At 71.4% G+C, this 24,094-nt stretch carries 19 protein-coding genes; 17 read left to right on the forward strand and 2 right to left on the reverse strand.

What is annotated here, in order from left to right; all coding sequences use genetic code 11:
* Window positions 1-18 precede the first annotated feature (18 nt).
* From BN3788_RS02165 to BN3788_RS02185, 5 genes are all read left to right on the forward strand, one after another.
* A complete protein-coding gene (locus tag BN3788_RS02165) occupies window positions 19-666 on the forward strand; it encodes an endonuclease/exonuclease/phosphatase family protein (RefSeq protein ID WP_159066843.1) in 648 nt (215 codons plus the stop codon).
* 30 nt (window positions 667-696) lie between these two features.
* Window positions 697-2,325 carry a DUF7059 domain-containing protein gene (locus BN3788_RS02170; RefSeq protein ID WP_066582245.1) on the forward strand — a complete coding sequence of 543 codons (1,629 nt, stop codon included), beginning with the start codon at window positions 697-699 and terminating at the stop codon, window positions 2,323-2,325.
* A 192-nt stretch (window positions 2,326-2,517) separates the two neighbouring features.
* A complete protein-coding gene (locus BN3788_RS02175) occupies window positions 2,518-2,799 on the forward strand; it encodes a hypothetical protein (RefSeq protein ID WP_066582246.1) in 282 nt (93 codons plus the stop codon).
* Window positions 2,800-2,846: 47 nt separating this feature from the next.
* Window positions 2,847-3,629 (forward strand): ABC transporter ATP-binding protein, encoded by a 783-nt coding sequence (locus tag BN3788_RS02180; protein ID WP_066582247.1) that lies wholly within the window; start codon window positions 2,847-2,849, stop codon window positions 3,627-3,629.
* The gene (locus BN3788_RS02185) at window positions 3,626-4,357 is read left to right on the forward strand and encodes an ABC transporter permease (protein ID WP_066582248.1); all 732 of its coding nucleotides are present in this window, start codon (window positions 3,626-3,628) and stop codon (window positions 4,355-4,357) included. Before BN3788_RS02180 ends, BN3788_RS02185 begins: the two co-directional genes overlap by 4 nt.
* 69 nt (window positions 4,358-4,426) lie before the next feature.
* On the opposite strand, the gene BN3788_RS02190 is transcribed toward BN3788_RS02185, so the two are convergent.
* The gene (locus BN3788_RS02190) at window positions 4,427-6,634 is read right to left on the reverse strand and encodes a catalase (protein ID WP_066582464.1); all 2,208 of its coding nucleotides are present in this window, start codon (window positions 6,632-6,634) and stop codon (window positions 4,427-4,429) included.
* A 225-nt stretch (window positions 6,635-6,859) separates the two neighbouring features.
* Between BN3788_RS02190 and proC the strand changes: the two genes are divergently transcribed.
* The 8 genes from proC to mmsB all read left to right on the forward strand — a co-directional run bounded on the left by proC (window position 6,860) and on the right by mmsB (window position 17,377).
* Window positions 6,860-7,699 carry a pyrroline-5-carboxylate reductase gene (proC, locus tag BN3788_RS02195; RefSeq protein WP_066582249.1) on the forward strand — a complete coding sequence of 280 codons (840 nt, stop codon included), beginning with the start codon at window positions 6,860-6,862 and terminating at the stop codon, window positions 7,697-7,699.
* A 91-nt stretch (window positions 7,700-7,790) separates the two neighbouring features.
* Entirely contained in the window at window positions 7,791-8,798 is a 1,008-nt protein-coding gene (locus tag BN3788_RS02200; protein WP_066582250.1) for a LacI family DNA-binding transcriptional regulator, read from the forward strand.
* A 155-nt stretch (window positions 8,799-8,953) separates the two neighbouring features.
* On the forward strand, window positions 8,954-10,675 hold the full coding sequence (gene araB, locus BN3788_RS02205; protein WP_066582251.1) for a ribulokinase: 1,722 nt from the start codon (window positions 8,954-8,956) through the stop codon (window positions 10,673-10,675).
* Window positions 10,672-11,358, forward strand: coding sequence for an L-ribulose-5-phosphate 4-epimerase (locus BN3788_RS02210; RefSeq protein ID WP_066582252.1), 687 nt, complete (start codon window positions 10,672-10,674; stop codon window positions 11,356-11,358). Before araB ends, BN3788_RS02210 begins: the two co-directional genes overlap by 4 nt.
* 51 nt (window positions 11,359-11,409) lie before the next feature.
* Window positions 11,410-12,918 (forward strand): L-arabinose isomerase, encoded by a 1,509-nt coding sequence (gene araA, locus BN3788_RS02215; RefSeq protein WP_066582253.1) that lies wholly within the window; start codon window positions 11,410-11,412, stop codon window positions 12,916-12,918.
* 413 nt (window positions 12,919-13,331) lie between these two features.
* Window positions 13,332-14,483, forward strand: a complete 1,152-nt coding sequence (chvE, locus tag BN3788_RS02220; RefSeq protein ID WP_066582254.1) for a multiple monosaccharide ABC transporter substrate-binding protein — start codon at window positions 13,332-13,334, stop codon at window positions 14,481-14,483.
* A gap of 105 nt (window positions 14,484-14,588) precedes the next feature.
* A complete protein-coding gene (gene mmsA, locus BN3788_RS02225; RefSeq protein WP_066582255.1) occupies window positions 14,589-16,127 on the forward strand; it encodes a multiple monosaccharide ABC transporter ATP-binding protein in 1,539 nt (512 codons plus the stop codon).
* Window positions 16,124-17,377 (forward strand): multiple monosaccharide ABC transporter permease, encoded by a 1,254-nt coding sequence (mmsB, locus tag BN3788_RS02230; protein ID WP_082812502.1) that lies wholly within the window; start codon window positions 16,124-16,126, stop codon window positions 17,375-17,377. Before mmsA ends, mmsB begins: the two co-directional genes overlap by 4 nt.
* A 118-nt stretch (window positions 17,378-17,495) precedes the next feature.
* Here the strand turns inward: mmsB and BN3788_RS02235 are convergent, their stop codons facing one another.
* Entirely contained in the window at window positions 17,496-18,683 is a 1,188-nt protein-coding gene (locus BN3788_RS02235; protein ID WP_082812503.1) for an acyltransferase family protein, read from the reverse strand.
* Window positions 18,684-19,190: 507 nt separating this feature from the next.
* Between BN3788_RS02235 and BN3788_RS02240 the strand changes: the two genes are divergently transcribed.
* From BN3788_RS02240 to yjfF, 4 genes are all read left to right on the forward strand, one after another.
* Window positions 19,191-20,189 carry an ABC transporter substrate-binding protein gene (locus BN3788_RS02240; RefSeq protein WP_066582257.1) on the forward strand — a complete coding sequence of 333 codons (999 nt, stop codon included), beginning with the start codon at window positions 19,191-19,193 and terminating at the stop codon, window positions 20,187-20,189.
* 144 nt (window positions 20,190-20,333) lie between these two features.
* On the forward strand, window positions 20,334-21,923 hold the full coding sequence (locus tag BN3788_RS02245; RefSeq protein WP_082812504.1) for a sugar ABC transporter ATP-binding protein: 1,590 nt from the start codon (window positions 20,334-20,336) through the stop codon (window positions 21,921-21,923).
* Entirely contained in the window at window positions 21,923-22,960 is a 1,038-nt protein-coding gene (locus BN3788_RS02250; RefSeq protein WP_066582258.1) for an ABC transporter permease, read from the forward strand. Before BN3788_RS02245 ends, BN3788_RS02250 begins: the two co-directional genes overlap by 1 nt.
* Window positions 22,960-24,003: a galactofuranose ABC transporter, permease protein YjfF gene (yjfF, locus tag BN3788_RS02255; protein WP_199824727.1), complete on the forward strand. Its 1,044-nt coding sequence runs from the start codon at window positions 22,960-22,962 to the stop codon at window positions 24,001-24,003. Before BN3788_RS02250 ends, yjfF begins: the two co-directional genes overlap by 1 nt.
* The last annotated feature ends 91 nt before the right edge of the window (window positions 24,004-24,094 follow it).

Raw genomic sequence — 24,094 nt, forward strand, 5'->3', positions numbered from 1 at the left:
CCCACTGCCATGCGCGTCATGTCGTACAACCTCAAGGGCCTGCAGCTCGACGAGGACGCCGCCGTGGCCGTGGTGCGCCTGGCGCAGGTCGACGTGCTCGGCGTGCAGGAGCCGCCGCGCGGGCCGCTGCGCCGGGTGCGCCTGCGCAGATGGGCGGAGCGCGCCGGGTTGCAGGTCGTCGTGGGCGACTTCGCGTCGCGCACCACAGCGCTGCTCGTGCGGCCCGGCAGCGTCGTGGAGCGCCCGCGGGCGCACCGGCTGCCGTGGCGGGTGGGGTGGACGCGGCGGGGGTTCGCGACCGCGCGCGTCGACGGGGTCGAGGTGGTGGTGCTGCACCTGTCGGTGCACCCCGACGAGCGCGCCCGGCACCTCGACCAGGTCGAGGCGTATCTCGGCCAGGCGCAGGGCCCGCTGGTGGTGGTCGGCGACCTGAATGAGCCTCCCGACGGCCCCGCGTGGCAGCGGCTGGCCCGTTACGCGCAGGACACCGCGGGGGACGGCGCGGCGCCGACCTTCCGCGCGTCGGGCCCGCGGCACCGCATCGACGTCGTGCTCGCGTCGCCCGAGCTCGCGGCCAGCGGGTCGCAGGTGCTGCGGGACGCCGCCGCCCGCCGGGCGAGCGATCACCTGCCGCTCGTGGTGGACGTGGAGCCGGCGCCGGCCTGAGCGCGCCGCGCGACACGGGAGGATGGTCGGGTGAACGACGCGACTGACACCCCCGGCGGCGACCCCGCGCTCCTTGACGCGCTGCGCCACGATGTGGGCGCCGCCCGGTACACCGTGGACGGGGTCGAGGGGCTGCTGGGCCCGGTGGCCTCTGCGGCGCTGCACCGTGAGGAGGCGCTGCCCGCGCTCCGGGCCACTGCCGGCCGCGCGGATGCCTGCTCGACGCTCATGCGCCTCTTCGTGCTCGGCGTGGACGTGCCCCGTTCGCAGGCGGAGCGGGCGCTGGGCACGCTGACGGTTGACGGGGCCCGGCGCCTCGGCTTGGTGGACGCGGCAGGAGCAGGGCCGGACGACGGCGTCCGCGCACGCGTGGACCTGCGCCCGTACGAGGCCGTCGACGGCCTGGACGACGACGCGCCGCGCGACGGCGGCCCGGGAACGGCGGGCGCCGTGGACTGGTGGATCGCCTCCGACCTGGGCGAGCTCGCCACCGGCGCCGCGCTGCGCACCGACCACGTCCTGGGGGTGGGTGGGGCCTCCACGACGCTCGCGCAGGTCACCGTGCGCGGCCCCCGTGGACGCGTGCTCGACCTGGGCGCCGGCTGCGGCATCCAGGCGCTGCACGCCAGCCGGCACGCGCGGCATGTGGTCGGCACCGACATCTCCCGCCGGGCGCTCGCCTTCGCCCGGTTCAACGCGAGCCTCGCCGGGCTGGGGGAGGATCGCCTCGAGCTCCGTCACGGGTCCATGCTCGAACCAGTGCAGGGACCCGACGAGCCGCTGTTCGCCCTGGTCGTGTCCAACCCGCCGTTCGTGATCACCCCGCGCCGCCCGCTCGCCCCACAGCCCGGCGCGGACGGCGGCGCCGTGCCGCTCTACGAGTACCGCGACGGAGGCCGCACCGGCGACGCCATCGTGCGCGACCTCATCACGGGCGTCGGCTCCGTGCTGGCCCCCGGCGGCGTCGCGCAGCTCCTGGGCAACTGGGAGGTGCGGCGCGGCGAGCAGTGGCATGAGCGCGTGGGCCGGTGGCTCGACGAGTCCGGCCTGGACGGCTGGGTGGTGCAGCGCGAGCTGCAGGACCCGGCGCAGTACGCCGAGACGTGGATCCGCGACGGCGGCACCACCCCGGACCGCGACCGTGCGGCGTGGAACGAGCGGTACGGCGCCTGGCTCGACGACTTCGCCTCCCGCGACGTCGAGGCCATCGGCTTCGGGATCGTCACGCTGCGCCGCCCCGAGCGCGGCGCGCCCACACTGCGCCGCCTCGAGGAGGTCACCGGGACGGTGCGCCAGCCGCTCGGCCCGTGGATCGAGTCGAGCCTCGCCGCCCACGACTGGCTCGCGGCCCGTGACGACGCCGCCCTGGCCCGCGAGCGCGTCGTCGTCGCCGGCGACGTCACCGAGGAGCGGTACCTCCCGCCCGGCGACGCCGACCCGTCGATCGTCCTGCCGCGGCAGGGCGGGGGCCTGGGCCGGACCGTCCGCACCGGCACCGCGCTGGCCGGGCTCGTGGGCGCCTGCGACGGCGATCTGAGCCTCGGGCAGATCGTGGGGGCGCTGGCCGCCCTGCTCGAGGTCCCGGCCGCGGGGGTCGCCGCCGACGTGTTGCCCGGCGTGCGAGGGCTCGTGCGGGACGGGCTCCTGCTGCCGGCCTGATCCGGTTGGGACTCGCAGGCCAGGAGCGGGGGGAGGACTCTCAGGCGGGGCACAGGCCCTGCCGGGCGCCCATCCAGGCGACGGCGTGACGATCGATGCGCGGACCAGCCCAGGCGGGTGGTCGCCGCCGGCCGCTCCAGGCTTGGCCGCGTCGCGAGATGAGTCGTCGCACGTCCCCTGAGAGGAAGCACCATGGAGAGCACCCCGAGCCCGGGGATCCCGCAGACGCCTCTGACCCCGCAGACCCCGCATGCCTCGCAGGCCGCGGCTTCGACACCGGCGCCGACCGACCGCAGCCGGACCCGCCGCATCCTCATCGCTGTCGGTGGCGCGCGGTGGGGCGGCTCCGAGGGCGGCGACAGCGAGGACTGGCAGCGCCACGCCCCCGGCCAGCAGCGCGGTGGCCAGGACCAGGACGATGGCGGCTCGACTGACAACTCGACCGAAGGCTCGATCGACGCCACGAGCGTGTAGTCGAGAGTCCCTTGCACGGCGGCCGCCGCGCGGCCAGTGTTCGTCGTATGACGGAGACGGGTCAGCGCGGCGGGCCAGGGCTCCCGGCTTCCGGGCCAGCGGTGCGGGCGACCGACCTGCGGGTGGTCCGCGGTGGCCGCCGGGGGACGGTGGCGCTCGACGGTGTGAGCCTGACGGTGCCCTCCGGCGCGCTCGTCGGGGTGCTCGGCCCCAGCGGCAGCGGCAAGTCGACTCTGCTGCGCGCCGTCGTCGGGGTGCAGGTGGTCACGTCGGGCTCGATCGAGGTGCTGGGGCGCCCGGCGGGCAGCGCGGAACTGCGCCGTCGCCTCGGCTACGTCACGCAGGCGCCGAGCGTGTACGGCGACCTGACGGTGCGGCGGAACCTGCGGTACCTCGGCGCCGTGGTGGGCGCCCCGGCCAGTGACGTGGACAGGGTGCTGGCGGAGGTGGGCTTGGTCGACTGCGCGCACCGCCGGGTCGACACGCTCTCCGGCGGTCAGCACTCGCGGGTGTCGCTCGCGGCGGCGCTGCTCGGCACGCCCGAGCTGCTGGTGTTGGACGAGCCCACCGTCGGGCTGGACCCGGTGCTGCGGCGGGACTTGTGGGACCTGTTCGGGCGGTTGCGCGAGCGGGGCACGACGCTGCTGGTGTCGAGCCATGTGATGGACGAGGCCACCCGGTGCGACCGCCTGCTGCTGCTCCGGAACGGCCAGGTCATCGCCGACGACACCCTGCCCGGCCTGCTGGCCCGCACCGGCGCGAGCGACGCGGACGCCGCCTTCCTGGCGCTGGTCGAGGACCAGCCCTCGAACGGCCGGGGCGCGCGATGAGCGCGGCGCTGACTTTCGCGACCGCGCGCCGGGTGCTGGGCCAGGTGCGCGGCGACCCGCGCACCCTCGCCCTGGTGATCGTGTTGCCCTGTCTGCTGCTGTGGCTGGTCGCGTGGATGTTCGAGGGCACGGACGTGCTCGACCAGTTCGGGCCGTTGCTGCTGGGGTTGTTCCCGCTGATCGTGATGTTCCTGGTCACGAGCGTCGCGACGCTGCGGGAGCGGACCTCGGGGACCCTGGAGCGGTTGATGGCCTCGCCGATCGGGCGCGGCGACCTCATCGGCGGCTACGCGCTCGGCTTCGGCCTGCTCGCTGTGGTGCAGGGCCTGGTGCTCACCGGGGTCGCCGTCGGGCTGCTCGGCATGGAGGTCGCCGGGCCGCTGTGGGTGGTGATGCTGGTGGCGGTGCTGGACGCGGTGCTCGGCTCCACCCTGGGGCTGGCCGCGTCCGCGCTGGCCCGCACCGAGTTCCAGGCCGTGCAGCTCATGCCGTTGTTCGTCTTCCCGCAGCTCATCACGTGCGGTTTGCTCATGCCGCGCGACCAGATGCCCGCAGTGCTCGAGGCGGTCTCCCGGGTGCTGCCGCTGACCTACGGCGTGGACGCGTTGCAGCGGTTGGCGGCGGGGGAGGGCTTCGCCGACGTGCGCGGCGACGTGCTGGTGATCGCGGGGTTCATCGTGGCGGCGGTCGTGGTGGGCGCGACGACGTTGCACCGTCGGACCCCGTAGCGAGCACGCGCCGTGGGTCGCGGGACGGCCCACGACGCGTGCCCTGCCTGGGTGAGTGGCGCAGGCGGATCAGCCGGGGAGCGTCGCCGCGAACCGTTCCCAGACCCGGTGTCCCGCGAGAGCCGAGGTGACGTGCTCGACCAGCACGTCGGGGTCGTCCGAGCGGACGACTCCCGGCGCGGAGGCGTCGACTCCCGCGGCTGCGAGCACCGCGGCGCCGGCATCGACGAGGGCGATGGCCTTCGCGTGCCGGTAGGCCTCCTGCACGAGCTTCACGACGCGCGGGTCGGCGGCGCCAGGCGCCCCGGCCTTCGCGTCGAAGGTCGGCGCCGCGTCGGGGCCGCGGGAGGCCTGGCCGAGCAGGATCAGCGCGTCGAGCTCGATGGAGGCGGCCGTGAGCCAGGTCCGCTGCACGGCGGTGTCGGGCCGGGCCGGGTCGAGCATCCCGCCCGAGGGTGCGATGACCAGCGGGATCACCTGCTCGGCGAGCAGGGCGGCGCGCACGCGCTCCAACAGGTCCAGATCGGTGGACGGGTCCGCGACGAGCCCGGCCACCCGCCCGGCCACCGGCCACGATCCGCCCACCTGGGACAGCGCCGGGCTGGGCCGGACGTCGGTGGGCGGCTCCGTGGGCTCGGGCGCGGGCAGGCCCAGCCCTTCGGCGACGACGGCGCAGAGCTCGGCGTCGATGTTGGCCAGCGCCTGGAGTTGGCGTTCCTTGACGGCCTGCTCGTAGCACTTGCCGAGCTCGAAGGTGTAGGCCGCCGCCGTGTGCGCCTGCTCCACGGGGCTGAGGCTCCGCCAGAACATGCGGGGCTGGCTGAAGTGGTCGGCGAAGGACACCGGGAGCTCGCGCTCCTTCACGGACCCGTCCGGGATCGCGACGGGCACGTCGATGAACGCCATGTCGGCGCCCGCTGTGAACGGGCAGCCTCCGTCGAGCGAGTTCGGGCGGTACGGCGCCGCCCCGACGTGGTCGGCGGTCTGGTGCATGCCGTCGCGGAGCATGTCGTTGACCGGGGCGTGCGGGCGGTTGATCGGCAGCTGGGTGAAGTTGGGCCCGCCGAGCCGCGAGAGCTGGGTGTCGAGGTACGAGAAGAGGCGCCCCTGGAGCAACGGGTCGTCCGTCACGTCGATGCCCCGGACCATGTGCCCGACGTGGAAGGCCACCTGCTCCGTCTCCGCGAAGTAGTTGCGGGGGTTGGCGTCGAGGGTCATGCGTCCGATGGGCTGCACGGGCGCCAGCTCCTCGGGGACGAGCTTGGTGGGGTCGAGGAGGTCGATGCCCTCGAACACCTGGTCCGGGGTGTCGGGGAAGACCTGCACGCCCAGCTCCCACTGCGGGAACGCGCCTGCCTCGATGGCCTGCGCCAGGTCGCGGCGGTGGAAGTCCGGGTCCGCGCCCGCGGTGATCTGGGCCTCCTCCCACACCTGGGAGTGTGTGCCCGCCACTGGCCTCCAGTGGAACTTGACGAGGCTGGTGGTCCCTTCGGCGGTGACCAGCCGGAACGTGTGCACGCCAAAGCCCTGCATCGTCCGGTACGACCGGGGGATGCCGCGGTCGGACATGTTCCACATCGTGTGGTGCTGCGCCTCGGTGTGCAGCGAGACGAAGTCCCAGAACCCGTCATGCGCGCTCTGCGCCTGTGGGATCTCGACGTCGGGACGGGGCTTCACTGCGTGGATGACATCGGGGAACTTGATGGCGTCCTGGATGAAGAACACCGGGATGTTGTTGCCCACCAGGTCGAACGTGCCCTCGGAGGTGTAGAACTTCGTCGCGAAGCCCCGGGTGTCGCGGACGGTGTCGGCGGATCCCCGGGAGCCGACCACCGTGGAGAAGCGGACGAACACTGGCGTCACGACGTCCTTCTGCAGGAACTGCGCACAGGTCAGCGACGCCGCGGTGCCGTAGGACTCGAACCGGCCGTGGGCTGCGGCGCCGCGCGCGTGCACCACACGCTCCGGGATCCGCTCATGGTCGAAGTGCGTGATCTTCTCGCGCAGATGGTGGTCCTGCAGCAGCGTCGGCCCCCGCCGGCCCGCCTTGAGCGAGTGGTCGGTGTCACGCAGCGGGACGCCGCCTGCCGTGGTCAGCCACGGCCCCTGCTGGGCGCGCGCGTCCGGGTCGGGCGTCTCGGGCGCCCCGGTGGGGGAGACGGCCTCCGGCCCCCGCGAGCTCGGCTTGGCGGGCCAGGGCTCGTGCGGCTCGACGGGCTCGTCGACAGTCGCGGGACGGCTGGACGGGACGCTCGGCGGGATCTGGGGATCGCTCAACGCAGGCTCCTCGGGTCGGGCGCGGCTCAACACGCCGTGCACGAGGAGCCGCACGGAAGTGTCTTCACTCTCAGGCGTGGCTGGTAGGCCCGCAACCGGGCTCCCGGTCGCCGCCGTGGGCCGAGGCGGCGCCGTGCGCCGTGCGCGGCGTGGGACTCGTGGATGGCTACGCTCGTCGGGTGGCGCCAGTCGGCGGGCACGCGGTGAGCAGCACGGAGGCTGACGATGTCGGACGGGACGACGGGCGCGCAGCGTCCGCAGGTGGCGGTGCTCGGCGGCGGGGTGATGGGCGAGACGATCGTCTCGGCGCTGCTCCAGGCCGGGTGGGCTCCTGAGGACGTCGACGTGACCGAGCGCTCGGCGCTGCGGGCCAACGAGCTCTCCGAGCGGCATGGCGTGCGGTCATGCGACTCGAACGCCAAGGTCGCGCGCAGCGCCGATGTGCTGGTCGTGGCGGTCAAGCCGAATGTGGTCGGCGACGTGCTGGACGAGGTGGCCCCGGTGCTGCGCCCCGGCACGCTGGTGGTGACGATCGCCGCGGGCCTGCCGATCAGCTTCTACGAGCAGCGGCTGCCCGAGGGCACGGCTGTGGTGCGGGTCATGCCCAACACCCCGGCGGTGGTGGGTCGCGGCGTGAGCGCGATCTCCGCGGGGACGCATGCCGACGCGGACGACCTGGCCCTGGTGCGGCGGATCCTGTCCGCCACGGGCATCGTGGTCGAGGCGCCCGAGAAGGACCTCGACGCCGTCACCGCGATCTCCGGCTCGGGCCCGGCGTACGCGTTCTACCTGATCGACGCGATGGCCGAGGCGGGCGTGCTGCTGGGCTTGTCGCGGGACCTCGCGACGACCCTCGCGGTGGGCACCGTGCAGGGCGCGGCGACTCTCGCGCAGCAGGGCGGCGAGCACCCGGCCATCCTGCGGGAGCGGGTCTCGTCCCCGGGCGGGACGACTGTCGCGGCAGTGCGCGAGCTGGACGCGCATGGGGTGCGGGCCGCTGTGGTGGCCGCTGCCGAGGCCGCGCGGGACCGCTCGCGCGAGCTCGGCGCCGAGTACGCGGGCTAGCCGCCCGATGTCACCGGATCCCCTGCCTCCAGCGTCGTCGGGCAGCACGTCGTCCTCCGGGCACTCCGCCGCGCGCCGCCGCCCTCCGGCGATGAGCGACGTCGCGGAGGTCGCCGGCGTCTCGCACCAGACCGTGTCGCGGGTGCTCAACGACCACCCGAGCGTGCGCCCGGAGACCCGCGAGCGAGTCCTGGCGGCGATCAGCGAGCTGGGTTACCGCCGGAACAGCGCCGCGCGGGCGCTGGTGACGCGCCGCTCGGGCACGATCGGCGTGGTGACGACCGGCTCGTTGCTGTACGGGCCGACGAGCACGCTGGTGGGGCTGGAGGAGGCGGCGCGCGACGCGGGCTACTTCGTCAGCGTGGCGACGATCAGCGGATTCGACGCGGCCACGATGCACAGCGCCCTGGAGCACTTCATGGGCCAGGGGGTGGAGGGCATCGTCATCATCGCCCCGCAGGTCGAGGTGATGCAGGCGGTGGAGGAGTTCGACGCGCCGGTTCCGGTGGTGATGATCAGCTCGGGCGACCAGCCGGAGGCGGTGCGCTTGCACACGGTCTCGGTGGACCAGTTCGACGGGGCGCGCCAGGCCACGCGGCACCTGTTGGCGGCGGGTCGCGGGGATGTGGCGCATGTGGCGGGCCCCCAGGACTGGTTCGACGCGCAGGACCGGCTGGCGGGCTGGCGGGCGGAGTGCGCGGCGGCCGGGGTCGCGGCGCCGGACCCGATCGAGGCGGACTGGACGGCCGAGCGCGGGTACGCGGTGGGCCGGGAGATGGTGCGCGAGGGCGCCCCGTCGGCGGTGTTCGCGGCGAACGACCAGCTCGCGCTGGGTCTGCTGCGTGCGTTCTGGGAGGGCGGCCTGCGGCTGCCGCAGGATGTGGCGGTGGCGGGCTTCGACGACGTGACGGGCTCGGCGTTCTTCGTGCCGCCGCTGACCACCGTGCGGCAGGACTTCGCGGCGTTGGGGCGGCTGACCATCGAGGCGTTGACGGCGGCGCTCGAGGGCCGTTCGGTGACTCGGCACACGCTGCCGGCGCAGTTGGTGGTGCGGGCCAGCTCGTGGCAGCCGGACCTGGCGGGCAGTGCCCCCGGCTGACCTGCGGGGCCCTTGACGGGAACCGGGATGTTAGCGTTAACATGGCCTCGGCCGCCGGCGTCCGCTGGTGGCCACGATGCCCGGCGGACGCCAGCGGCTTTCCACGTGGAAGACCCGGTCCCCAGGCGACGAAGCTCGACGGACAGGACAGCGACATGACGGTGGACCCGCAGCGAGCCCTCGTGGTGGGCGTGGACTACGGAACCCTCTCGGGCCGTGCAGTGGTCGTGCGCGTGCACGACGGCGCCGAGCTCGGCTCAGGAGTGCACGCGTACCCCCACGCGGTCATGGACCAGGAGCTGACGGCCGGCCCCGCCGCCGCTGCCGGAACCCCTGTGGCGCTCGCGCCCGAGTGGGCCCTGCAGGTCCCCGCCGACTACGTCGACGTGCTCAAGACGGCAGTCCCCGCGGCCCTCGCCGCCGCCCAGGCCGAGCACGGCATCGACGTCAACGACGTGATCGGGATCGGCACCGACTTCACCGCCTGCACCATGGTCCCCACCACGGCCGACGGCACCCCGCTGTGCGAGCTCCCGGCCTTCGCGGACCGCCCCCACGCCTACGTGAAGCTGTGGAAGCACCACGCCGCGCAGTCCCACGCCGACCGCATCAACGCCCTCGCCCACGAGCGCGGCGAGGCCTGGATCAACCGCTACGGCGGCCTCATCTCCTCCGAGTGGGAATTCGCCAAGGGCCTGCAGCTCCTCGAGGAGGACCGCGAGGTCTACGACGCGATGGAGCACTGGGTCGAGGCCGCGGACTGGATCGTCTGGCAGCTCGGCGGCAGCTACGTGCGCAACGCCTGCACCGCGGGCTACAAGGGCATCTACCAGGACGGCGAGTACCCGAGCACGGACTTCCTCGCCGCGCTGAACCCCGAGTTCACCGGCTTCGTCTCCGAGAAGCTCGAGCACGAGATCGGCCAGCTCGGCGCCTCCGCCGGCACGCTCACCGCCGAGGCGGCTGCCTGGACCGGCCTGCCCGAGGGCATCGCCGTCGCCGTCGGCAACGTCGACGCGCACGTCACGGCCCCGGCTGCGAACGCCGTCGAGCCCGGCCAGATGGTCGCGATCATGGGCACCTCGACGTGCCACGTGATGAACGGCGACGAGCTGCACGAGGTCCCCGGCATGTGCGGCGCCGTGGATGGCGGCATCGTCGACGGGCTGTGGGGCTACGAGGCCGGCCAGAGCGGCGTCGGCGACATCTTCGGCTGGTTCGTCGACAACGGCGTGCCCCCGGCCTACGTCTCGGCCGCCGCCGAGCGCGGGCTGTCCGTGCACCAGTACCTCACCGAGCTCGCCGCCGAGCAGCAGATCGGCGAGCACGGCCTGGTGGCCCTCGACTGGCACTCGGGCAACCGCTCGGTGCTGGTGGACCACGAGCTGTCCGGCATCGTCGTCGGGCAGACCCTCGCCACCAAGCCCGAGGACACCTACCGCGCGCTGCTCGAGGCCACGGCCTTCGGCACCCGCACCATCGTCGAGGCGTTCACCTCCTCCGGTGTCCCAGTCACCGAGCTCGTCGTGGCGGGCGGCCTGCTCAAGAACGCGCTGCTCATGCAGATCTACGCCGACGTGACGCGTCTGCCGCTCAGCACCATCGCCTCCGACCAGGGCCCCGCGCTCGGCTCCGCGATCCACGCGGCCGTCGCCGCTGGCGCGTATGCGGATGTGCGCACCGCCGCCAAGTCGATGGGCAAGCGCACCGTCGCGGCGTACACGCCGATCGAGGAGAACGCGCAGCGCTACGACGCGCTGTTCGCCGAGTACACGCTGCTGCACGACTACTTCGGCCGTGGGGCCAACGAGGTCATGCACCGGCTCAAGGGCATCCGCCGCGAGGCGCGCGCGGACCGTCTGGGGGCCGACGCGTGAGCGGCCTGACGACGTTCTCCGCCGAGGTCCAGGCCGAGGTCGCGCGGGTCCGCGAGGTCGTCTCGGCGCTGCACGCCGAGCTGCCCCGCTGGGGCCTCGTCGTGTGGACCGCGGGCAACGTCTCCCAGCGGGTGGCCGGCGCGGACCTGTTCGTCATCAAGCCCTCGGGCGTGACATACGACGAGCTCACTCCCGAGTCGATGGTCGTGTGCGACCTCGACGGGAACCTCGTGGACGGCGACCGCTCGCCGTCCTCGGACACCGCGGCGCACGCCTACGTGTACCGGAACATGCCCGAGGTCGGCGGCGTGGTGCACACGCACTCGACCTACGCCACGGCGTGGGCCGCGCGCGCCGAGCCGGTGCCGTGCGTGCTGACGATGATGGCCGACGAGTTCGGCGGGGACATCCCCATCGGACCGTTCGCGCTGATCGGGGACGACTCGATCGGCCAGGGCATCGTCGAGACGCTCAAGGGCTCCCGCAGCCCGGCCGTGCTGATGCGCAACCATGGCCCGTTCACCATCGGCAAGGACGCGAAGGCCGCCGTGAAGGCGGCGGTCATGGTCGAGGAGGTGGCCCGCACGGTGCACATCTCGCGCCAGCTCGGCGAGCCGCTGCCCATCGCCCAGGAGCACGTCGACTCGCTGTACGACAGGTACCAGAACGTCTACGGGCGCTGAGCCCCGCACCACCCAGCTCGACCCCGCACCACGAGACCCAGGAGCATCCGCATGAGCAAGCCGTACGCCGACCGCGAGGTCTGGTTCCTCACCGGCAGCCAGGACCTGTACGGCGAGGAGACCCTGCGACAGGTCGCCGAGCAGTCCCAGGAGATCGCCCGTGCGCTGGACGCGTCCTCGGATGTGCCGGTGAACATCGTGTGGAAGCCCGTCCTGAAGGACTCGGCGTCCATCCGCCGGGCCGCGCTCGACGCGAACTCCGACGACAAGGTGATCGGCGTCATCGCGTGGATGCACACGTTCTCCCCGGCGAAGATGTGGATCGCGGGCCTCGACGCGCTGCGCACGCCGCTGCTGCACCTGCACACGCAGGCCAACGTCGAGCTGCCGTGGGACAGCATCGACATGGACTTCATGAACCTCAACCAGGCCGCGCACGGCGACCGTGAGTTCGGGTACATCCAGTCCCGCCTGGGCGTGGCCCGCAAGACGGTCGTGGGGCACCACTCGAACCCGGTGGTCGCGCAGTCGATTGGCACCTGGGTGCGGGCCGCCGCCGGCTGGGCCACGATGCACGACACGCGCCTGGCCCGCTTCGGCGACAACATGCGCAACGTCGCGGTGACCGAGGGCGACAAGACGGAGGCCGAGCTGCGGTTCGGCGTCTCGGTGAACACGTGGGCCGTCAACGAGTTGGTGGAGGCTGTCGAGGCCGTCGCCGACGCGGATGTCGACGCGCTCGTGGCGGAGTACGAGGAGCTGTACGACGTCGTCCCCGAGCTGCGCAAGGGCGGTGAGCGGCATGAGTCGCTGCGCTACGGCGCCCGTCAGGAGCTCGCGCTGCTGGCGTTCCTGGGCGAGCTGGGCGCCACGGCGTTCACGACCAACTTCGAGGACTTGGGCGCGCTGCGCCAGCTTCCGGGCCTGGCCGTGCAGCGGCTGATGGCGCAGGGCTACGGCTTCGGCGCCGAGGGCGACTGGAAGACGGCACTGCTGGTGCGGGCCGCCAAGGTGATGGGCGCCGGGCTGCCCGGTGGCGCGTCGCTGATGGAGGACTACACCTACAACATGGTGCCCGGCGCGGAGAAGATCCTCGGGGCGCACATGCTCGAGATCTGCCCGACGCTGACCACGTCCAAGCCGAAGCTGGAGATCCACCCCCTGGGCATCGGCGGCAAGGAGGACCCGGTCCGCCTGGTCTTCGACACCGACCCGGGAAAGGGCGTCGTCGTGGCGCTGTCCGACATGCGTGACCGCTTCCGCCTGACGGCGAATGTGGTGGACGTGGTGGAGCCCGACGAGGAGCTGCCGAACCTGCCCGTCGCCCGCGCGGTGTGGGTGCCGGAGCCCGATTTCGCGACGTCGGCGGAGGCGTGGCTGACGGCCGGCGCGGCGCACCACACGGTGCTCACGACGGCTGTGGGCCTGGAGGTCTGGGAGGACTTCGCGGAGATCGCGCGCACCGAGCTGCTGGTGATCGACAAGGGCACCACGCGGCGTGGGTTCAAGGACGCCATCCGCTGGAACGCGGCGTACTACCGTCTCGCGCAAGGTATCTGACATGGAGTGACGAACGGCATCGATCGTTCGACAAGTGAATAAAGCATGACGCCCCGGCCTCCCTCGTGGAGGTCGGGGCGTTTGTCATCCCCCTGAGAGGGTGAATTCTTCGCCTCTTGACGGCATAGTCGTCCCATGTTTCCGGTTGTTATCCATCTGCAACCTGGATGCCCGACTCTTGGCTTGACGAAGTGAACTCAAGACCGGGAGTCTGTGGACGTGCTCGAAGAAGAGTCGAACTCATCGGTCCACGACCGAGCCGGACGGCCAGGCATCGCTGCCCAGCCTCGTCCGGCGCGATGACGCCCACCCTGCGCGCACACAGAACAGCCGGTCGCCACCCCGGGCAACCCGGGGCGGTCGGTCCCTGACCAGCTCGAGATCAGCAGCACCTTCTCAAGGAGGAGACGGACATGAAGAGCCTCAAGATCGTGGCGCTGGGCGCAGCCCTCGCGCTCTCCCTCGCCGCATGTGCCGGCGACGGCGCCGGTGGCGGTAGCGGCGAGTCGAGCGGCGCCCCCGCAGCCGACGACGGCACGAAGACCGTCGGCGTCGCGATGCCGACCCAGACGTCGGAGCGCTGGATCGCCGACGGCAAGGCCGTGGAGGACGGCCTCAAGGCCGCCGGCTACGAGGTCAACCTGCAGTTCGGGAACGACGACATCCCCACGCAGCAGCAGCAGATCGACCAGATGATCACCAAGGGCGTCGACCTGCTCATCGTGGCGTCGATCGACGGCACCGCGCTGGCCAACCAGCTCGACGCCGCCGCCGAGAAGGGGATCCCGGTCATCGCGTATGACCGCCTCATCAACGGCACGAAGAACGTCGACTTCTACGTCACGTTCGACAACTACAACGTGGGCGTGCAGCAGGCCACGTCGCTGCTCGTGGGCCTCGGCCTGCTCGCCGAGGACGGCAAGGCGGCGGGCGCCGAGTCCGGCCCGTTCAACGTCGAGCTCTTCGCCGGCTCGCTGGACGACAACAACGCCCACTTCTTCTGGAAGGGCGCCATCGACACGCTGAAGCCCTTCATGGACGACGGCAAGATCGTCGTGAAGTCCGGCCAGACGGACATCGAGAAGGCCGCCACGCTGCGCTGGCTCCAGGAGACCGCGCAGAAGCGCATGGAGGACCTGCTCACGTCCACCTACTCCGACGGCAGCAAGCTCGACGGCGTGCTCTCCCCGTACGACGGCATCTCGCGCGGCATCATCACGGCGCTCCAGAACGCGGGCTACGGCCCGGGCCAGGACGCCGGCCTGCCGATCGTGACCGGCCAGGACGCCGAGATCGCCTCCGTCAAGCTCATCAACGACGGCGTGCAGTTCTCGACGATCTTCAAGGACACCCGCAAGCTCGCCACCCAGGCGGTCACGGCGGCTGAGTCCTACCTCAAGGGCGAGGAGCCCGAGGCGAACGACACCGAGACGTACGACAACAAGGTGAAGATCGTCCCGTCCTACCTCCTCGAGTCGGACATCGTCTACGCGAACAACATCAAGTCGCTGCTCGTGGACTCGGGCTACTGGACCGACGCCCAGGTCGCCAGCGGCCAGGCCTGACACCAGGCAGGCGCGTCCCGCAGGCGGGTCGGGGGCACGGAACTCCGTGCACCCGGCCCGCCCGCGAGGTCCCCACTCCGCACGAGCTAGGACGGTCGAGGCCGCATGAGCGACCACATTCTTGAGATGCACTCCATCACCAAGACGTTCCCCGGGGTCAAGGCCCTGCAGGACGTCACCCTCAACGTCGAGCGCGGCGAGATCCACGCCATCTGCGGCGAGAACGGGGCCGGCAAGTCCACCTTGATGAAGGTGCTGTCCGGCGTGTACCCCGCAGGCACCTACGACGGCGACATCGTGTTCGACGGGGAGAAGGTCGAGTTCGGCTCGATCAACGACTCCGAGGACAAGGGGATCGTCATCATCCACCAGGAGCTCGCCCTGGTGCCCTTCCTCTCCGTCGCCGAGAACATCTTCCTCGGCAACGAGCGCTCCGCACGCGGCCTCATCGACTGGAACAAGGCCAACTCCGACGCTGCCGCGCTGCTCGCGCGGGTCGGCCTCGACGAGCTCCCCGTGACGCCCGTCGGCCAGCTCGGCGTCGGCAAGCAGCAGCTCGTCGAGATCGCCAAGGCGCTGTCCAAGCGCGTCAAGCTGCTGATCTTGGACGAGCCCACGGCCGCGCTCAACGACTCCGACTCCGAGCACCTGCTCGGCCTGCTGCGCCAGCTCCAGGAGCAGGGCATCACGTCGATCATGATCTCCCACAAGCTCGGGGAGATCGCGTCCATCGCGGACTCGACCACGATCATCCGCGACGGCCGCACGATCGAGACGCTGGACATGCGCGGCGGCGGCGTCACGCAGGAGCGGATCATCAAGGGGATGGTCGGCCGCGAGCTCGACCAGCGCTACCCCGACCACGTCGCGAACGTGGGCGACGAGGTGCTGCGCGTCGAGGACTGGACCGTGCACCACCCGACCCAGCCGGGCCGTGTCGTGGTGGATGGCGCCAGCTTGAACGTGCGCGCAGGCGAGATCGTCGGCATCGCGGGCCTCATGGGCGCCGGGCGCACCGAGCTCGCGATGAGCCTGTTCGGGCGCAGCTACGGCCGCGACATCAGCGGGAAGGTCTTCCTGCGCGGCAAGGAGATCCGCACCCGCACGGTCAGCGAGGCCATCGGGCACGGCATCGCGTACGCCACCGAGGACCGCAAGAAGTACGGCCTCAACCTCATCGAGGACATCCGCCGGAACGTGTCCGCCGCGAGCCTGGACAAGCTGTCCCAGGGCGGCTGGGTCAACGGCAACGAAGAGGTCAAGGTCGCCGAGGACTACCGGCGCGAGATGAACATCAAGGCGCCCACGGTCATGGCCCTCGCGGGCAAGTTGTCGGGCGGCAACCAGCAGAAGGTCGTCCTGAGCAAGTGGATCCACACCGACCCTGACGTGCTGATCCTCGACGAGCCCACGCGCGGCATCGACGTCGGCGCGAAGTACGAGATCTACACGATCATCAACCGCCTCGCGGACGAGGGGAAGGCAGTCATCGTCATCTCCTCCGAGCTGCCCGAGCTGCTCGGCATCTGCGACCGCATCTACACGCTCTCCGCAGGGCGCATCACCGGTGTGCTGCCCAGCTCCGAGGCCACCCAGGAGAGCCTCATGGAGCTCATGACGAAGGAAAGGGACCACGTCCGATGAACGCATTGGCATCCCTGCAGCAGATGTTCACGAGGAACCTGCGGCAGTCCGGCATCTTCATCGCGTTCGCGGCCATCGTCGGCCTGTTCGCGATCCTCACCGACGGCGTGCTCCTGAACCCGGGCAACCTGACGAACATCGTCCTGCAGTACTCCTACATCCTGATCCTTGCGATCGGCATGGTCATCGTCATCATCGGCGGCCACATCGACCTGTCGGTGGGCTCGGTGGTGGCGCTGACCGGCGCCGTGTCCGCCGTGCTGGTCATCCGCGGCGGGCAGCCGTGGTGGGTGGGCGTGCTCGCCGCGCTGGCCGTGGGCCTCGCCGTCGGGGCGTGGCAGGGCTTCTGGGTCGCCTACGTGGGCATCCCGGCGTTCATCGTCACGCTGGCCGGCATGCTCCTGTTCCGCGGCATGACGCTCGAGGTGCTCGACAACATCTCGCTGTCGCCGTTCCCGGACCAGTACAAGGTCATCGCCGGCGGGTTCCTCAACGGGTTCCTGGGCGGCCAAGGGTTTGACGTGTTCACACTGGTCGTCGCGGCGATCGGCGTCGGCGGCTACGCGTTCAGCGCCTACCGCTCGCGCCGTGGGCGCATCGCCTACCAGCAGGCCGTGGAGAGCATGCCGCTGTTCGTGCTGCGCCTGGTGCTCATCGGGGCCCTGGTCATGGCGTTCGCGTTCCAGCTCTCGCGCAGCCGTGGCCTGCCGATCGTGCTGGTCATCCTGGGCGCGCTCATCATGATCTACACGGTCATCACCACGCGCACCGTCTTCGGCCGGCACGTCTACGCGATCGGCGGCAACCTCAACGCCGCGCAGCTCTCCGGTGTGAAGGTCAAGCGGGTCAACTTCTGGATCTTCGTCAACATGGGCTTCCTGGCCTCGATGGCCGGCGTCGTCTACTCCTCGCGGTCCAACGGCGCGCAGCCCGCGGCGGGCAACATGTTCGAGCTCGACGCGATCGCGGCCGGCTTCATCGGCGGCGCGGCCGTCACCGGCGGCGTGGGCACCGTGATGGGCGCCATGGTCGGTGGCCTGGTCATGGCCGTCATGAGCAACGGCATGCAGCTGCTGGGCGTGGACCAGTCCATCCAGCAGATGGTCAAGGGCCTGGTGCTGCTGCTCGCCGTCGCATTCGACGTCTACAACAAGCGCCGCGCGTCTACTGCCCCGGATGACCGGTCGGCGAAGGCGAAGGCGCCGAAGGTGGCGCCGGTCGAGGGCGAGCCGGTGGGCGCCAGTCGCTGACGCGCAGGGGCCGCCAGCGGCTGACGTCCGGCTGATCGCTGGACACGGCCGACTCGGCTGACATGGGTAAGGACACAAGGCAGGGCGCCGCACTCGGCGCCCTGCCTTGTGTCGTGCCTCAGGCCCCCGCCGACACCCGCTGGCGCGCCGTCTCGGTTGCTGGCCGCTGCGTCGGCGCCTCGCGCGGCGCCGTGCGCGCAGGCGATGGCGGGCCCAGCAGGCGCTCGAGGCGCTGGCGCAGGGGCCGCTGCACCGGGCGTTCCGCCACGAGGTGCAGCATCACGGCGACGGCCACGCATGCGGCGATGGCCAGCAACAGGGCCCAGTTCCGTCCCAGACGCGGTGAGAGCACCTCGATCGCGGCCCACCCGAGGTACTCATGCGTCAGGTACAGGGGATAGGTGACGAGGCCGAGGAGGGTGAGGCCGCGCCAGTCCACGTCGCGGACCCGCGGGGCCAGCGTCGCCAGCAGGACCAGGGCGACGCAGAGCACGACGCCGCCCGCCACCCAGGCGGGCGATGTCGACGTGCCCGAGGAGACGGCGTCGATCGCGCCCGGCGTCGTGGCAGCCGACGTCAGCATGGCGGCGACGACGTTCAGTGCGAGCACCGACCACCGCGCACGGCTCGAGCCACTGCGGTAGATCAGGCAGATCACCATGCCCGCGCAGAACAACGGGAGCCACTCGACCAGCGTCCACCTACCTGTCAGATGGGGGGAGAGCAGGGTGAGGGGGGCCGTGACCACGGGCGCCGCCGCGGCGAGGGCCAGCACCCGGCGCTCGGTCAGGCCGACGCGGATGAAGAGGCAGATGAGCAGGTAGAACTGCAGCTCCACCCACAACGTCCAGTAGACCCCGTCGACGCGTGGCACCCCCAGCGGATCCTGCAACATCGTGAGGTTGACCAGCACCTCGGCAGGGGAGCGCGCCTCGAAGCCCGGCCACAGGAAACGCAGCGACGCGGTGAGGAGCACCGCGGCCCAGAACGCCGGGTAGAGCCTGCTGACGCGCGAGGCCACGAATGACCCTACGGGGCGATTCCAGGCCGACATGAGGATCACGAATCCGCTGATCACGAAGAAGAGATGAACCCCGAGATATCCGTACCGAGTGATCGCGGACGCGTGGGGGAATACCTCTGACGGAAGCCCGCCCGCCCATCTCCCGTGGTCGCGGGCCGTGAAATGGAAAAGGACGACGGCGGCCGCGGCGACGAATCTGAGCAGGTCGACGACGCGCAGTCGCGGGGGTGGTGCGGGTACCTCCTCAGCGGCTGCGGGTGGGGGTATTCGAGCCGGAGACATCGAGCGAACGTACCCGCGGTGCTGCGGGAGCGCGCGTCGAGCGGGTGCTGCCAGGGCTTTCGCAGTCGGCTCGCGGGGCCACGGCGGGGTGCTCCGCCTGATGGCCACCCGATGTCCGGCGGGCGTTTTCGGCGGCGCGGAGAAAGGCCGACACTTCTGCCATCGCGGCGACTTCTCGGGCTCGGCCGGTGCCTTTCATCAGCCATTCGCGAATGTGGGCGAAGGCACACGTTAATGTCGCGGCGAGGTGGCTTTCAGGGCTGTCGGGTGGGGCCGCGGCTCCCGGATCGTCGCGATCGGCCTCCCCAGGTGACCCGGGGCGCCGAGCGGCGCCTGCGCTCCGCCTGGGGGCCGGGTGACGCCGTGCGCCGAACCAGGGCTGACCTGCGCGGCCGCCCTCGTTATCGATCCGTAATCTCCTGATTGCCCCACTTGTCGGATGTGAGCGTTAACATCGAACTCTGGGTCGATGGGGACCCGCACCGGTGCGACTCAAGGAGGAGAAGCATGGTCAGCAAGCACGCGCGGCGCGCCCTGGCGGCAGGCGCCGCGGCAGTCCTGGCCCTCGGGCTCACGGCATGCGCCAACGACTCGGACTCCGGTTCGGAATCGACGGGCGGCGGGGGCGGCGACGAACAGATCGTCATGGGCTTCGCGCAGGTCGGCGCCGAGAGCGGATGGCGCACCGCGAACACGAAGTCCATCCAGGACGCCGCCGAGGAGGCCGGCATCGAGCTGAAGTTCTCCGACGCGCAGCAGAAGCAGGAGAACCAGATCAAGGCCATCCGCTCCTACATCCAGCAGAAGGTCGACGTGATCGCCTTCTCGCCCGTGGTGGAGACCGGCTGGGACACCGTGCTCAAGGAGGCCCAGGACGCGGGCATCCCGGTGATCCTCACCGACCGCGCCGTCGACTCCGAGGACACGTCGCTGTACGTGACGTTCCTCGGCTCCGACTTCGTCGAGGAGGGGAAGAAGGCCGGCGAGTGGGTCGTCCAGGAGTTCGGCACGGAGCCCACCAACATCGTGGAGCTGCAGGGCACCACCGGCTCCGCCCCCGCGATCGACCGCAAGGAGGGGTTCGAGGAGGTCTTGGCCGGCTCGCCCAACTTCACGGTCATCGCCTCGCAGACCGGCGACTTCACGCGTGACGGCGGCAAGAAGGTCATGGAGGCGTTCCTCCAGCAGCACCCCGACATCGACCTGGTCTACGCGCACAACGACGACATGGGCCTGGGCGCCATCGAGGCGATCGAGGCGGCCGGCAAGGTGCCTGGCCAGGACATCAAGATCGTCACCGTCGACGCCGTGAAGGACGGGATGCAGGCACTGGCCGACGGGAAGATCAACTTCATCGTCGAGTGCTCGCCGCTGCTCGGCCCGCAGCTCATGGAGATCACCCAGTCGGTGCTCGCCGGCGAGGACGTCGAGCCGCGCATCATCACCGAGGAGACCACGTTCACGCAGGAGCAGGCCATCGAGGCCCTGCCCACGCGCCAGTACTGATCGCCGTCCCGCGCGCCACGGGCGCCTGGGATGGGAGGGCTCGTGCGGGCCCGACCGGATCCCCTCCGGCCGATCCCGCACGGGCCCTGCCCCCGGCCCGCGGCCGCGCACCCAGATCCGCGCCCACCGGAAGGCACCCGCGATATGGACGACCCCGCCACCCCGCCCGACTCCGGGCTCGGGCTCACCGAGCGGCCACCCGAGGCGGTGGTGCAGATGACCGGCATCGGGGTGGAGTTCCCGGGCGTCCGGGCGCTGCACGACGTGGACCTCACGCTGTACGCGGGGGAGGTGCACGCGCTGCTCGGCGAGAACGGCGCCGGCAAGTCCACCTTGATCAAGGCGCTCACCGGGGTGCGCCCACCGGACGCGGGCGAGATCCGCGTCGCCGGGCGGCCGGTCGCGATCCACGGCCCGGCGCAGGCGCAGGACCTGGGCATCAGCACCGTCTACCAAGAGGTGAACCTCTGCCCCAACCTGACCGTGGCGGAGAACATCATGCTCGGCCGCGAGCCGCGCCGGGCCGGCGGGATCGACTGGCGCGGCATGCGCCGCCAGGCCGCGGAGGTGCTGGGCCGCTTGAACGTGGACATCGACCCCGCGTCCCCGCTGTCGGCGCACTCGATCGCGGTGCAGCAGCTCGTGGCCATCGCCCGCGCCATGCAGGTGGACGCCCGGGTGCTCATCCTCGACGAGCCCACGTCGAGCCTCGACGCCGACGAGGTCGCCGAGCTGTTCCGCGTCATGCGCGGCCTGCGCGAGGACGGGGTCGCGATCCTTTTCGTGACCCACTTCCTCGAGCAGGTCGACGAGATCGCCGACCGGATCACCGTGCTGCGCAACGGCGCCCGGGTGGGGGAGCGCCGCACCGGCGAGATGACGCGGATCGAGCTGGTCTCGATGATGATCGGCCGCGAGCTCGCGGTGCTCGAGGACATCGCGCAGGACACCGAGGCCCGTGACGAGTCCGCGGCGCCAGCGGGCGCGGACACCGCCCCGACCCCGTTCCTGCGGGCCATCGGGCTGGGCCGGCGCGGGTCCATCGAGGCCTTCGACCTGGACGTGTACCCCGGCGAGGTGGTGGGGCTGGCGGGCCTGCTGGGATCGGGCCGCAGCGAGATGGCACGGCTGCTATACGGCGCGGACCACGCCGACACCGGCACGTTGGAGGTCGACGGGGCGCCCGCGCGGCTGCGCAACCCCCGCGCGGCCATCGCCGAGCGCATCGCGTTCTCCTCCGAGAACCGCAAAGCCGAGGGGCTCGTGGAGGACCTCACGGTGCGGGAGAACATCGTGCTCGGGCTGCAGGCGGCGCGCGGCTGGGCCCGCCGGGTGCCGCAGCGCACCCAGGACGAGCTGACGTCGCACTACATCGAGGCGCTCGGCATCCGGCCCGCCAACCCCGAGGCCCTGGTGCGGAACCTCTCCGGCGGGAACCAGCAGAAGGTGCTGCTGGCCCGCTGGCTCGCCACAGCCCCTCGGCTGTTGATCCTCGACGAGCCCCCCCGCGGCATCGACGTGGGCGCCAAGGCCGAGATCCAGAAGCTCGTGCACGACCTCGCGACGCAGGGCATGTCGGTGGTGTTCATCTCCGCAGAGCTCGACGAGGTGCTGCGGCTCAGCCACCGCATCGCGGTGCTGCGCGACCGCCGCAAGGTCGCCGAGATCGCCAACGGCCCGGACGTCACCGCGCGTGACGTCCTCGAGCTCATCGCGAGCGGAGGGCAGGAGTGATGCGCAGCCTCACCCGGTCGAAGGTGTTCTGGCCGCTCGTGGCGCTGGTGGCGCTGCTGGCGGTCAACGTGGTGGCGCGGCCCGGGTTCCTGGGCGTCCGCATGCAGGATGGGCACCTGTACGGGTCGCTCATCGACATCCTGCGCAACACCTCGCCGATCCTGCTGGTGGCCATCGGCATGACGCTGGTCATCGCCACGCGCGGCATCGACCTGTCCGTGGGGGCGCTCGTGGCCATCGCGGGCGCCGTGGCGTGCACGCAGATCGCCGCGTCGCCCACCCCGGGCTCGGCGTCGACGGTGCTGATCGCCATCGGCACCGCGCTCCTCGTGTGCCTGGTGCTCGGGGCGTGGAACGGGTTCCTGGTGTCGGTGGTGGGCATCCAGCCGATCATCGCCACGCTGATCCTCATGACCGCGGGGCGCGGCATCGCGATGCTCGTCACCGGCGGGCAGATCACCACGGTGAACAGCCCGTTGTACAAGTCGATCGGGGCTGGCTTCCTGCTGACGCTGCCGGTCTCGGCGATCATCGCCGGGGTGGTGCTGGCGGCCACGGCGCTGCTGACGCGGCGCACGGCACTCGGCACGCTGGTCGAGTCTGTGGGCATCAACCCCGAGGCCAGCCGACTCGCCGGGGTGCGCGCCCGCAGCATCATCTGGACGGTTTACGTCTTCAGCGCCCTGTGCGCGGCGATCGCCGGGATCCTCATCAGCTCGAACGTGACAGCCGCCGACGCGAATAACAACGGCCTGTGGATCGAGCTCGACGCGATCCTCGCCGTGGTCATCGGCGGGACCTCGCTCATGGGCGGCAAGTTCTCGCTCACCGGCACCCTGATCGGGGCGTTCATCATCGAGACGCTGCGCATCACGGTGATCTCGCTCGGCATCGCCCCGGAGGTCAACCTCGTGTTCAAGGCCGTCGTGGTGATCCTGGTGTGCCTGCTCCAGTCGCCTGTGGTGCAACGGAAGTTCCGGGCCCGACGCAGAGCCGTCGCGCAGGAGCACGGCGAGGCCGTCGAGGTGGTGGCGTGATGGCCGCCACCGAGGTGCAGGCCGGCGCCACCACCCGCACGTCGCGCATGCGCGGGACGTCGCCGCTGGCCCGCTACGGGTCGGTGCTCGCGACGCTGGTGACCCTCGTCCTCGTGTTCGTCATCGGCTCCACCCGGTACACCGGGTTCCTCGACAGCCAGACGATCCTCAACCTGTTCATCGACAACGCGTTCCTCATCGTGCTCGCGGTGGGCATGACGTTCGTGATCCTCACCGGCGGCATCGACCTGTCCATGGGCGCGGTCATGGCCCTGTCCACGATGGTCACCGCGCGGCTGCTCATCGCCGGGTGGGCGCCAGGGCCGGTGATCGCGGCGGTGCTGCTGCTGGGCTGCGTGTTCGGGGTCGGCGTGGGGCTGTTCATCCGGGTCTTCGAGGTGCAGCCGTTCATCGCGACGCTGGCCGCCATGTTCCTGGCCCGCGGGCTGTGCTTCGTGGTGAGCCCCAACTCGCTGTCCATCACCGACCCGTTCTTCGTGTCCCTGTCGCAGAGCCGCATCCGGCTGTGGCCCACCGGCACGGCGTTCGACGGGCGCACGCTGTACGCGTTCATCTCCCCGAGCGTCATCGTGGCGCTGGTGATCGTGGCCATCGCGGCGTGGGTGCTGCACGCCACCCGGTTCGGCCGCACGGTGTACGCCATCGGCGGGAACCAGGGCTCCGCCGAGCTCATGGGGCTGCCCGTGGCGCGCACCCAGGTGCTGGTGTACGTGGTCAGCGGGGTCTGCTCGGCCATCGGCGGGCTGATCTTCGCGATGTACTCGCTGTCCGGCTACGCCCTCACCGGGGTGGGCGTCGAGCTGGACGCGATCTCGGCGGTGGTGATCGGCGGGACGCTGCTCACCGGCGGCTCGGGGTTCGTCATCGGCTCGCTGCTGGGCGTGCTGGTGCTCGGCACCATCCAGACCATCATCAGCTTCGAGGGCACCCTCAGCTCGTGGTGGACCAAGATCGTGATCGGCGCGCTGCTGCTGGTCTTCGTGGTCCTCCAGCGGCTCCTGATCATCCGTCGCCGCACCTAGCGCGGACACCCGCGCGGGGGAGTGCGACCTCCCCCGCGCAGGCTCTCCATCGATGTAGCCGCCGACGGAAGGAGGACCTCCCGCACCGGCC

It is taken from the genome of Cellulomonas timonensis (assembly GCF_900046455.1).
GTDB lineage: Bacteria > Actinomycetota > Actinomycetes > Actinomycetales > Cellulomonadaceae > Cellulomonas_A > Cellulomonas_A timonensis.